Here is a 12,296-nt window from a genome sequence, read left to right as displayed (position 1 = left end):
CATGGACGGCATCAACTCTTTACGCAATGGCCCTGATGAAGCGGGCCGCTTTGGCCCATATGGCGGCCGGTTCGTTGCCGAAACGCTGATGCCGCTGATTTTGGATCTGGAGGCTGCCTATCGCGCAGCGCAAAAAGATCCCGCCTTTGCCGCCGAACTGAACGACCTGTCGACCCATTACGCCGGCCGGCCCAGCCCGCTTTATTTTGCCGAGCGGCTGACTGAGCATCTTGGCGGAGCCAAGGTATGGTTCAAGCGCGAAGAGCTCAATCATACCGGATCGCACAAGATCAATAATTGCCTCGGGCAGATCCTGCTCGCACGCCGCATGGGCAAGACGCGGGTGATCGCCGAGACTGGCGCGGGCCAGCACGGTGTGGCGACCGCTACCGTTTGCGCCAAGTTCAATCTGCCCTGCACTATCTTCATGGGTGCGACCGATGTCGAGCGGCAGATGCCGAACGTGTTGCGCATGAAGATGCTGGGCGCCGAAGTGCGCCCCGTCACCGCCGGCGCCGGAACGCTCAAGGACGCTATGAATGAGGCGCTGCGCGACTGGGTGACCAATGTTGAATCCACATATTACCTGATCGGCACCGCCGCGGGCCCCCATCCCTATCCCGAGATGGTGCGCGATTTTCAGTCGGTAATCGGCACCGAACTTAAGGAGCAGTTCCGGCAAGCCGAGGGCAAGCTGCCCGAAGCGATCGTGGCCTGCGTCGGTGGTGGCTCCAATGCCATCGGCACCTTCCACGCCTTTCTTGATGATCCGGAAGTCGCCATCTACGGCGCCGAGGCAGGCGGCCATGGCATCGAGGTGGAGAACGGCCATGCGGCCTCGATGACCGGCGGCCGCCCCGGCGTGCTGCACGGCAACCGCACCTATTTGCTGCAGGACCGCGACGGGCAGATCCTTGAAGGTCACTCGATTTCGGCCGGCCTCGATTATCCCGGCGTCGGACCCGAGCACTCTTTCCTGCACGACACCCAGCGTGTCACCTATGTGCCCATCACGGACACCGAAGCCGTCGAAGCCTTCCAGCTGTGTACCCGGCTAGAGGGCATCATCCCGGCGCTGGAATCGGCCCATGGCCTGGCGCAGGTGATCAAGCTCGCCCCCACGATGTCGAAGGACCAGTCGGTGGTGCTATGCCTCTCGGGCCGCGGTGACAAGGATGTGGAGAGCGTTGGCCGACGCCTGGGTCTGCTCTGACGCGACAGCGGCTGTCGTTGACAGCTGCCCGCTTCTGCTCCTAAACCGCCCAGCTGCTCCCATCGGAACCATTCATGTTTCAGTCCCGTATCGACAAGCGTTTTGCCCAGCTCAAGACCGAGGGCCGCCCGGCGCTCGTGACCTTTGTGATGGCGGGGGATCCTGATCTCGCCACGGGCCAGGCCATTTTCGAAGCCTTGCCGCAAGCGGGCGCCGATGTGATCGAGCTGGGCATGCCGTTTTCCGACCCCATGGCCGATGGCGTTGCCATTCAGTTGGCTGGTCAGCGAGCGCTGGCTTCGGGCCAGACCTTGCGCGGCGTGCTCGGCATGGTGGAAGATTTCCGCCGTAAGGATGAAACCACGCCGGTTGTGCTGATGGGCTACTACAATCCCATCTTCTCGTTTGGGGTTGAGCGTTTTGTCGCCGCCGCCAAGGAAGCAGGCGTTGACGGGCTGATTATTGTCGACCTGCCCCCCGAGGAGGATGAGGAGCTGTGCCTGCCTGCGCTCGCGGCTGGCATCAACTTCATTCGCCTGACCACGCCGACGACGGACGACAAACGCCTGCCCAAGGTGCTGCAGAACACGTCCGGCTTTGTGTATTACGTATCTATGACCGGCGTGACAGGATCGGCGATCAAGTCGCGCGGCGCTGTCGGCGAGGCGGTTGACCGGATCAAGGCCCATACCAATCTGCCGGTCGCCGTTGGCTTTGGCATCAAGACCGCAGAAGACGCCGCCGAGATCGGGCGCCATGCCGATGGCATCGTGGTTGGCTCGGTTCTGGTGGACGCGGTGCGCAATTCGCTGCAGGACGGCAAGGCCACCGGCGCAACCGTTGGGGCAGTGCGCGACTTGGTGGCGAGCCTTGCCGGCGGCGTGCGGCGCGCCCGCGCGTGAATCCTCGCCACATTGGCGATTGTGGTCGCCGCTGATAACAATGCCACAATCGTCTCCTAAGCCATCCTTTCGCGACCAATCCGCCGAGGCTTTCGCATGAACTGGATCGATAATTTCGTCCGCCCGAAAATCCGCTCGTTCCTCAACACGAAGCGCGACACGCCGGAAAATCTCTGGGTCAAGGACCCTGAGTCGGGCGAGATGGTGTTCTATCGCGATCTGGAAGCCAATCAGTGGGTGGTGCCCAATTCGGGCTACCACATGAAGATCAAGCCGGCCGATCGGCTCGCCACCTTTATGGACGAAGGCCGCTATGACCTGGTGCCGGTGCCCGCAGTGCCGCAGGACCCGCTGAAGTTCCGCGACCAGAAGCGCTATACTGACCGGCTCAAGGAAAACCGCGTCAAGACGGGCCACGAAGATGCGGTGATTGTCGCCACCGGTACGCTTTATGGTCACGCGATTACGGTGACGGTGCAGGACTTCGACTTCATGGGCGGCTCGCTCGGCATGGCCGCCGGACAGGGCATCATTACCGGGCTGGAAACGGCACTTGAGCGCAAAACGCCGATGGTGCTGTTTGTGGCTTCGGGCGGTGCGCGCATGCAGGAGGGCATCTTGTCGTTGATGCAGATGCCGCGCACCACGGTTGCCGTGCTGCGGCTGCGCGAAGCGGGGCTGCCCTTCTTTGTCGTGTTCACCAACCCCACTACGGGCGGCGTTACCGCATCCTATGCGATGCTGGGCGACGTGCATATTGCCGAACCGGGCGCCTTGATCTGCTTTGCCGGACCGCGCGTGATCGAGCAGACCATTCGCGAAAAGCTGCCCGAGGGCTTCCAGCGCTCGGAATATCTGTATGAGCACGGCATGGTTGACATGGTGGTGCACCGCCACAATCTGCGCTCCACCATCGGCTCGCTTGCCGGCATCTTCACCAAGACCGAGCCGGTAGCGGAACTCGCCTCGTCCTCACCGCTTCTGCAGCAGGTAACGCTGCGTGAAGTGGCGGTGGCGGCAGAAGCGGATGACGAGGCGCGGCCGCAACCCCCGGCCTATGCCGAATAGCGCCAGCCGCTGATTGCGACTGATCAGCCGATCTCGCGCTGCTCGCTTGAGCGGCGGCGAGATCGGGGCTAGGGAGTGCCGTCCAGTCAGGGGGCCCCATGTCGCGTACCGACCTCATTTTACAACGCCTTTCGGGGCTTCATCCCAAATTGATTGATTTGGAGCTGGAGCGTATCGAGCGGCTGCTTGAGGCGCTGGGGCGGCCACAGGATCGGCTGCCGCCGGTGATCCATGTCGCGGGCACCAATGGCAAAGGCTCGACCATCGCCTTCATGCGCGCCTTTCTCGAGGCCGCGGGGCAATCGGTGCATGTCTACACCTCCCCTCACCTCGTGCGCTTCAACGAGCGCATCCGGCTTGGTGGGCAGCTCGTGCCGACGCGCCGCCTCAACGAGGCCCTGGAGCGGGTGGAGCGGGTCAATGGGGGCGAAAACATCACCCTCTTCGAGGTGACCACCGCCGCCGCGTTCCTGCTATTCAGCGAAACACCGGCCGATTTCCTGCTGCTCGAAGTGGGCATGGGCGGCATCTATGACACCACCAATGTCGTTGCCCAGCCCCGAGGCGTCGTTATCACACCCGTGGACCTCGATCACCAGGCATTCCTCGGCAACACCATTGCCGAGATCGCCGTCAGCAAGGCCGGCATTCTCAAGCGCGGCAGCCCGGCCGTCATCGGCTATCAGCAGCCCGAAGGTCGCGATGTGATCGAGCGGGCGGCACGCCGGCTTGGCGTTCACCCCGCCTTTCAGGGCGAGGATTTTCACGGGCATCTGGAAGATGGGCGTCTGGTGTTCCAGGATGGCGATGGCCTCCTCGATCTGCCTCCGCCAGCCCTTTTTGGCGATCACCAGGTGGACAATGCCAGCCTCGCCATTGCCGCCGTACGGCGCTTCGGTTTGCCGGTCGACAAGCAGGCACTGGAGAGGGGGCTGAGGACGGTTTCCTGGCCCGCGCGCATGACCCCGCTCACGGGCAAGTTGCGCGATGCCTTGCCCCCCGATGCAGAACTCTGGCTCGATGGTGGCCATAATGCCCATGGCGCTGCCGCACTGGCCCGCGCGCTGGCGGCTCTCCAGGGCCAGCGCCCAGCCCCGCTGGTGCTGATCATGGGCATGATGAATAATCGCTCGCCTGCAACCTTCCTTGAGCCCCTCAGGCAATTCAATCCGTTGGTTCTGGGCTTGACCATCCCCGGCGAAGCCAACGCCCACGAGGCTTCGGCTATCGCCCAGACCGCGCAGGCACTTGGCCTTGAGGCCAGCCCCCAGCGCTCGCTCGGTGCCGCGATCCGCAAGGCCGCGGGTGTTCCGGGGGCCCGGGTCGTGATTTGCGGCTCGCTCTATCTTGCCGGGCACGCGCTGGCGCTCAACGGCACCCCGCCGAACTGAGGCAGTACCGCACAAAAAGAAACACCGCCGGATCGCTCCGGCGGTGTCAGCTAGTCTCGTGATCGGTCGATCAGCTTAGGCGGCGTGCGAGGACAACCACTTGCTGAGGCCAGCCTTGGGGGTGCCGGCACCGATCTTCATGTCGGCGGCTTCCCCGTCCTTGAACAGGATCATGGTCGGGATAGAGCGAACGCCGTATTTGACGGTGGTGGAGGGGTTTTCGTCGATGTTGAGCTTGACGATCTTGACCTTGCCAGCCAACTCGGTCGACAGCTCATCGAGCACGGGTGCGATCGCCCGGCAGGGCCCGCACCATTCGGCCCAGAAATCGACCAGAACGGGCTCTTTGGAATTCAGAACTTCCTCGCCGAAATTGGCGTCGGAAACGTGTTTGGTCATCAAAATTGCCTTTTGGTTGAAAGCGGTGCTTTGTTTGCTCCCAAAGCTGGGAAGAGTCTAGCGTTTCAGCAAGCAGACTCACCGGATGGTGAAACCCTCGCGCGCCTCGTGCAAGAGGTGGGGTGGAAGATACATCAATGATTCCAGCGTCGTCCACAGGATGGCGGCCCGCACCCGCAGTCCAGGGAAGAGCTGTTCTGCAACCAGTGCATACAACCCCAGCTGGGTCAGGTAGTTCCGCGCCACTCGTTCAGGTGCATCAGGAACCATGGCGTCGGATTTGAAGTCGATCACCAGAACGCCGTCGGCATCGACGACGATACGGTCCATGCGCCCCGCCAGCCGAATTGGCTCGCCGTTTTGGGCGGCATCAAACAGAAACGGCACCTCCGCGCGGCTCGAGGCGCCGAAGAGCCCCGCCAGCTCGGGCCGGGTCAGGATGGAGATAGCCTTGGTGCCCACGACCGTCTGTCGTTCGGGCGCCTCGGGCAAGAGCGCTGCGACCGCCTTAGGCACGACCTGGGGCCAAAGCGCGGGCTCCACGCTGCCGAGATGCTGCAGCAGCGCATGGAGCGCAATACCCTCGCGCCGTGAAGCCTCGGCGTCGCGCACCCCTTCAAGCGCGGTGCTAAAGGGGGTACGTGGCGCGCCCTGCGTGCCCGCTCCAGCGGGCGTGACGGTGGGAATGGCGCGGAATGTTGGCAGAGGCTCAAGCGCAAGCATGCCCGCGCTCTGGGTCTCTTGGGTAGTCCCGCCGGCCAAGCCGGCCGGTTGCTTGCGATCGCTTGGAAAGACCAGCGCGGTCTCAACGCCATCGGTATTGGTGACGCTTTGGCTTAGAGGGCGGAGGGCGGCTTCCACGGCTGCATACCAACTGCCCTCGAGCTGCTTTCCGGCGTCGCTCCCAGGAGTGAGCGCACCTGTCAGGTAAAGCTCGTCCTCGGCCCGGGTCATGCCGACGTAAAGCTTACGCCAATATTCGTTGAGCAGATTGGCATCGATCCGCTGCTTAAGAGGCGAGGTTTCGGGCAAATGCCCGTTGGCGCCGCTTGCATGGATTAGGAGCGGGCCGGGATAGTCAGGCACGAGGTAGATCGGCCGCCCCACCTGTTGCGGGCGTGGTTTGTTGACGGCATCGGCAAGGATTACAATCGGGGCCTCGAGCCCCTTGGCGCCATGCACGGTCATGATGCGCACCCCTGCCCCCGATTCGGGCAGTTCCCGCTTGACGGTACCGCCGAGCCCCCGCATCGCCGCGACAAACCCCAGCAGCGAAGGTTGTTCGGTCTGCTCGTGAGCGAGGGCCAGTTCCAGCAGCGCTGCCAGCACGTCGTCCACTTCGCTGCCGAGCCGGGCGTGAAAGCGCGCAAGCCCGTCTTCAGCATAAAGCACCTGGGCGAGAAACTCGAACGGGCGCTCGAAATCGAGCTCGCCGCGCCAGCGATGGAGCCGTTCGTACGCCTCGGCGCAAGGGGCAATCGTACATCGGCTCAACGCCTGCCACAGGCTTTGCCCCTGCGCCCGCCCATGACTGAGGCCGAACAGATCATCCTCGGTGATGTCGAACAAGGGCGAGCGCAGCAAGGCCGCCAGTTGCAGATCGTCGGCGGGATTCAGCAGCACGTCGCAGAGCGCCAAGAGGTCCATGACCGCGATGTGGCTGGTGACCCCCAACCGGTCGGCGCCCGGGGTGGGCAGGTCCCATTTGCGAAGCGCCCGGATAATCTCGGCAAAAAGCGGACCACGTGATTGCACGAGAATCAGGATGTCGTCGGCCCGCACCGGGCGGCCGCGGCCGGTGAGGGGACGCCCTCTCTTGATCCAGCCGCTGATCTCGGCGGCAATGCGTTCGGCGACTTGGCGTGGCGCGGTCTGCTCGATGGGCGGAACGCTGGTGGGCCATTCATCGTCCTCCCTGCCGCCCGCCGGCTGCTGCAGCGGGGGCCACAGGGTCACCGTACCACCCCGCATGGTGCGGGCGGCCTGGTGCTCCACCGGCTCGTTTTCCAGCAGGGCTTCACGCATCTCGGGGCTGTTGGTGACGAGGTCCACCGCCTGCAAGATTTCTGGCAGGGTGCGGAAGCTCGTGCGCAGGGGCACCGGCAGGAAGGGAGCATCGGCTTCAGCGGCCAGCCGGCGGTAGCGCTGGCCGGTTTCGCCAAAGAGTTCAGGTTGGGCGCCCTGAAACGAATAGATGGATTGCTTCTGATCGCCCACAGCAAAGAGCGAACGCGGCCGCGTCACCGCCCCTTCGCCGGCAAAAAACTCGGCGGTGATCGCCTTGACCACCCGCCATTGCTCGCCATTAGTATCCTGGGACTCATCGACGAGGATGTGATCGATCCCGGCATCGAGCTTGTAGCGCACCCATTCGCCCGCTTCGCGCTCGAAGAGGTCGGCAAGCCGCTCCACCAGGTCGTCGAAATCGAGCTTGGACTGCCGGCGCTTGGCATCCTCATAGCGTTGGTGGATGGCGCCCAGGATCTGAAAAAAGGCCTCGCTACGCTCCACCAGTTCGAGCTTGCTCAATTCCGCATCGAGCCGAACCACGCGCTCCTGCTCGCGTGTCAGCAGATCGAAGAGATCGGGGCGCTTGGCCTGCTGGGCGGCCGTGAGCAGGCGCGAACGCGGCCCCTTGTCTGTCAGGAACAGGCGCCGCAACTCACCCGCGGTGATCAGATCGGGATTGCAGCGCGCGAGCATGTCAACAAAGCGCGCACCTACCCCCTTAAGGGGATCGCCGGCAAATATCGTTACGAGATCACGGCAGCTAAGCGCGTTGAGCAGTGTATCGTTCTGGAGCTCGGCTTCCACTTCGGCGCTGGAGCGGTTGCCGGCATCCACCAGACGCCGGAGATTCGCCTTGGCCCGATCGGGATGCTGCAGCACAGTCTTGAGCTTGCGCCCATCAGCCAGGGCATCGGCAATGGCCTTGCGGATTTGGTCATCCGAAAGGGCGCGAAAGAGGGTTTCGACGGCCCCTTCGACGCCAATGCCCTCGGCCAGCACCGCTTCGCGGGCGCCGAGCAGCATATCTTCGCGCGTGTCATCTTCCACTACGGAGAAGTCGAAGGGCACCCGCGCTTCGAGTGGAAACCGATGCAGCACGCTTTCGCAGAAAGCGTGAATGGTGTTGATGCGCAGACCCCCCGGGGTTTCCAGCGCGCGGGCAAACAAGGTGCGGGCGCGTTCGCGCATGGCGGGGCGAAAGCTTGCGCCCTCAAGCTCGCGCAGGTCCTCTTCGAGCGCCGGCTCTTCCATGGTTGCCCAGCGCGCCAATTCGCGCGCCACCCGGCGCCGCATCTCGGCGGCCGCGGCCTTGGTATAGGTCAGGCACAAAATAGCCTGAGGATCGACGCCCGCGAGTAACAGGCGCAGGACGCGGCGCGTGAGCACGAAGGTCTTGCCCGAGCCCGCATTGGCCGACACCCAGATCGAGAGGCCGGGATCTGCCGCCTGGGCTTGGTTGGCGCGGGTATTGAACGGAACCTGAAGTTCGCCGCGATCGCTCACTGGTCGCCCTCCGTGCCATCCATGGCGCTCCATTCGGCGACCCGGGCGAGATGATCATAGGCTCCGGCAAAGCGCTGACCGGCCAAGGGCAAGAGCCGGGACGGCATGGGCGTCTGGCGCAAGAGGAAATGCTCCATATGGGTCTGGGCGCGACGCGCCAGCTCGTCGGCTGCCGACATCAGGTCGTGCCCTTCGGGGGGAACAAAGGCCTTGGGCACAAAGGCATCGGGACCCAAGCCAACCTTCACATAGGTCAGGGCAGCCGTATCGGCGGGCGCCACACCCTCCAGCGCGCCGACGCGCGCCATTTGCGCCTCGAGTAGCAGCTGGGGCACCTGGAAGTTCTGCATGGCCGCCTTGTTGGGCGGAGTGCCGGTCTTGAAATCGACGATCTCGAGCGTGCCATCGACGCGCTCGTCGACCCGGTCGGCCCGGCCGGTGATACGCATGGGCTCGTTGAGCTTGAGCGCCCAGTCGCCATCGATCTCGGCATGGCGGCGCCGAATCTCGGCGTCGCGGCTCCGCTCCCAATCGAGGAATTGCCGGGCAGCGGTATCGAAGCGGCGCAGCCAGATGTCGCGCCGCTCGGAAATGGCGTCGAGCCCGGCGAATTTGACGCGCGCAATGGCATTGAGGATGTCGATGGCGTCCGCGGCCATCGCATCATGACCATCGATCACGAACTGGGCAAAGATGTCGTGGATGATGGTGCCGCGTTCGCGGGCATCGGGCGGGCTGCCCAAGGCATCGATCGGGCGCAGGCCCAGCACGTGCTTGGCATAGAGATCATAGGGCGAGCGCATCAGGGTTTCGATCTCAGTGACCGAAAGGCGCCGTGGGCGCACTTCCACCGGCGGATTGGGTGCGGGACGGGTCGCCGGTAGCACGGCCGCTACCGCGTCAAGCGCCCGCGCCTCTACGCACCAGCGGCTGCCGCGCGAACGCAACGCCTTGATGCACACGTCCCCTGCAAAGGCTTCGAGGCGTTGCACGAGGCGCGAGGCAATGGCGGGGCTCGTGCCGATGCGTTCGGAAAAGGCGAGCAGCACTTCGCCATTACCCAGCGCCTGGGCAAAGTCGTGCGCGGCGAGGCCCTGCCGCCGCTCGGGCGGCTCGAGCCCGGCGGAAAGACGCATGCCGCGGCTGAGCCAGGGGCCGGGATCGGCCGGTTCGGGCCATTTGTCTTCGTTGAGCGCGGCGAGGATCAGCAGATCGGGGTTTTGCAGGCGCCCTTCGAGCTGTCCCCAGATGGTGATGTCAGTGCGCCGGGTTTCAAGCGTGCGCACCTGGAACCCGGCCATGAGGGCACGCAGCACCGCGTCAAGGCCGCGTGGGGCAAAGCGAAGGCCCTGCTCGCCGTGACCATCCAGTTCATTGGCCCAGGCCTCGAGTTCCCGGCGCCCCGGGATATCGGCGCCATCGGCGACACCGACAAAGCCGGCCAGCAAGGCCGAGGCGAGACCCGCCGCCGTGATCTCGGGCGCCGCCAGCTGCGCCTGCAAGGGCGCGAGGGCCGCCTCCACCATGTCGAGCAAGCCTGAGATGTCGGCGCCCGCCCGTGGGTCCAGCCGTAAAGCCGGGAAAGCGGTGATGCCATCGAGATTGGCCGCCAGCAGGGTGCGAATGCCGTTAGGGCCGGGGCTGGAGCGCTGCCCTCGCAAAAGGCCCAGCTCGATCATGTCAGCGACCCGGGCGATCTCGCCACGGGAGCGGCCAAAAAGGGCGGCGCGGTTGCGCAGCAATGCCATCAGGTCAACGGCAGCGCAGCCATTGGTGGCGAGCGCGAGGATTTCCCGCACCAGCCGCCCGGCGGCAGATTGATAAAGGGGAGCGCCGGCGGCGTCATCCACCCGAACATCCCAACGGGCCAGTTCCGCAGCAATCCGGCGCGCGAGGTTACGATCAGGCGTGACGATGCCCACGGTCTTGCGCGCCGCAAGCGCCGCTCGGGCAGCCAGGGCAATGGCGCGCGCTTCCTCGTCCTCGGTGCGCGCCGCAAGAATGCTCATGCCTGAAGTGGCAAGCGCAAGGGCTTCGTCGCTCATGCGCTGCTCGGACCAAATAGCGGTTTGGGGCGTTGGCGCGAGCGCGAGGCGGACCAGGTCGGTGCGGGCGGCTGGGGTATCCTCAAGCTCGATCACCTCACCGATCCCCGCTCCAAGCCCGCGCAGCAGCTTGCTCAACCCATATTGAGGGTGCCCATGGGGATTGTTGGCATCATCGAGCAAGGCGGCATGCTCGGCCTCGCTCATCGTCGTATCGAAGCCGGGCAGCACCAGCGCACCGCGAGGGAGCCGCCGAATGGCATCCAGAAGCCGCGCCGTTGCGGGAATAGAGCCCGTGGATCCGGCCGCAATTACCGGCCGGTCACCATAGAGCAAGGGCGCGGCGGCCGCCTGTCGGTCGAGGCGCAATGAGCGCAATGCGGCCGGATCGGCACGGCCCCGCTCGCGCAGGTGCTCGGGCCAGAACTGCAGGGCGATATCGAGGAAGCGCAGGGTTTGCTGCCAATAAGCACCGAGATTGCTTTCCACCCCAGCGGCGATAGCGCGCAGGTCGCCGGCGGTGCGCTCCTCGGTGGTCAGGTCATCGATCAGCTCTCCCAGCGAGTCGGCCATGGAGAGGATTTCGCCGGCCGTGGGCGGGGTCGAAAACGCTGCGCGCCCTTCGCTGGTATTGGCCCAGGCACCAACCAGGCGCGATAGCACCAGGCGCCGCTCCAGCCCCGAAGCTGCCGGCGGCAACAAGGGCGCATCGAAGGGCGGCAGGAACGGCTCTTCATCCTCCACTTCGCCACCAAAGGTCCGGATATCGGGTAATAGGCCACCGCCACGCTGCCGAAAGGCTTCTGCGAGCCCCAGCCGGGCGCGCTGCGTCGGGACAATCACGGTGACGTCGCTTAACCAGAAAGGCTGGCTGCGGTCCCAATCGCCCAGCAGCGTGCCATCAAGCATTCGGTCTGCCAGCTTGGGCAGGAAGGGCGCGTGGGGCGCAATGGAATAAATGGTCACGCCAGTTCCTGCTCCGCCGCCGCCAGTGCCTCGGGGTCGCCGACATGAAACCAGTGGGCATTCAACGCTACACCGGCAAGGGTCTCCCGTTCCATTGCCCGGTCGAACAATTGGGTGAGGGAAAATGCGCCATCCGGGGAATCGGCGAAGGCCGCTTTGCCGAGGAGAGCGACGCCGGCATAGATCACGGGCGCGCCATAGTCCGGCGTGACCCGGCCGAAGGGATCAAGACAGAAATCGTGACTGCGCCCGAACCCTGTTGCCCGGCTGGGATGGACACAAAGCAGCACGATCTCGGCTTCTCCCCCGTCCCAGCGCTCCAGCATGCGGGCGAGCGGCGTGTCCGCCCCCGGAAGCCAGAAGGCATCGGTGTTCATCACGAGCACCGGGTCGGAATGAAGCATGGGCAGCGCCGCCTTGACCCCGCCGCCGGTCCCCAGGAGCGTGTCCTCGCGCGACACTTTGAGCAGACCACCGAAATGGGCGAGCAACTGGTCGGCACGATAATGGGCGTTGGCGACAAAGCGCTTGGCTCCCTCGGCGCGGGCGCTGGCCATCACCCGCTCAATCAGCGGGGTGCCGCCCACGGGCACCAGCGGCTTAGGCAAGGTTTGAGTGATGGGCCGAAGCCGGGTGCCAAGGCCGGCGGCCAGCAGCATGACGTCAGGGAATCGAGCGATTTCGGTCATAGGCCGATATGAAGGGCTGGACTGGACCCTGTCCAGACCAAGAGTTCTCGCTGATGGTCCCCTGAACGCCCCCAGTCATGGACAAGCTTTGCTCACCTTCACGCCAATGA

At 64.7% G+C, this 12,296-nt stretch carries 8 protein-coding genes; 4 read left to right on the top strand and 4 right to left on the bottom strand.

The features are described 5' to 3' along the window. Nucleotide 1 precedes the first annotated feature (1 nt). The 4 genes from trpB to HRQ64_RS01530 all read left to right on the top strand — a co-directional run bounded on the left by trpB (nt 2) and on the right by HRQ64_RS01530 (nt 4,574). Complete coding sequence (gene trpB, locus HRQ64_RS01545) at nt 2-1,213, top strand: tryptophan synthase subunit beta (RefSeq protein ID WP_172121754.1); 1,212 nt, start codon at nt 2-4, stop codon at nt 1,211-1,213. A 74-nt stretch (nt 1,214-1,287) separates the two neighbouring features. Then, entirely contained in the window at nt 1,288-2,115 is an 828-nt protein-coding gene (gene trpA / locus HRQ64_RS01540; protein ID WP_172121753.1) for a tryptophan synthase subunit alpha, read from the top strand. A 96-nt stretch (nt 2,116-2,211) separates the two neighbouring features. Continuing rightward, nucleotides 2,212-3,183, top strand: a complete 972-nt coding sequence (gene accD, locus HRQ64_RS01535; protein WP_172121752.1) for an acetyl-CoA carboxylase, carboxyltransferase subunit beta — start codon at nt 2,212-2,214, stop codon at nt 3,181-3,183. 98 nt (nt 3,184-3,281) lie between these two features. After that, nucleotides 3,282-4,574, top strand: a complete 1,293-nt coding sequence (locus HRQ64_RS01530; RefSeq protein ID WP_172121751.1) for a folylpolyglutamate synthase/dihydrofolate synthase family protein — start codon at nt 3,282-3,284, stop codon at nt 4,572-4,574. A gap of 75 nt (nt 4,575-4,649) precedes the next feature. Here HRQ64_RS01530 and trxA read toward each other — a convergent pair whose 3' ends face one another. The 4 genes from trxA to HRQ64_RS01510 form a co-directional block, all read right to left on the bottom strand. Continuing rightward, nucleotides 4,650-4,973, bottom strand: a complete 324-nt coding sequence (gene trxA / locus HRQ64_RS01525) for a thioredoxin (RefSeq protein WP_127755036.1) — start codon at nt 4,971-4,973, stop codon at nt 4,650-4,652. Between the two features lie 78 nt (nt 4,974-5,051). After that, nucleotides 5,052-8,486, bottom strand: coding sequence for a double-strand break repair helicase AddA (gene addA / locus HRQ64_RS01520; protein ID WP_172121750.1), 3,435 nt, complete (start codon nt 8,484-8,486; stop codon nt 5,052-5,054). Continuing rightward, nucleotides 8,483-11,497, bottom strand: coding sequence for a double-strand break repair protein AddB (gene addB, locus HRQ64_RS01515; RefSeq protein ID WP_172121749.1), 3,015 nt, complete (start codon nt 11,495-11,497; stop codon nt 8,483-8,485). Before addB ends, addA begins: the two co-directional genes overlap by 4 nt. Next, on the bottom strand, nt 11,494-12,186 hold the full coding sequence (locus HRQ64_RS01510; protein ID WP_172121748.1) for a nucleotidyltransferase family protein: 693 nt from the start codon (nt 12,184-12,186) through the stop codon (nt 11,494-11,496). Before HRQ64_RS01510 ends, addB begins: the two co-directional genes overlap by 4 nt. Nucleotides 12,187-12,296 lie beyond the last annotated feature (110 nt).

This window comes from Devosia sp. 919, assembly GCF_013185965.1.
In the GTDB taxonomy this organism is placed as follows: Bacteria; Pseudomonadota; Alphaproteobacteria; order Rhizobiales; family Devosiaceae; genus Devosia.
Note: the sequence above shows the minus strand (reverse complement) of the source record. Positions and strands in the feature narration are given on the sequence as shown.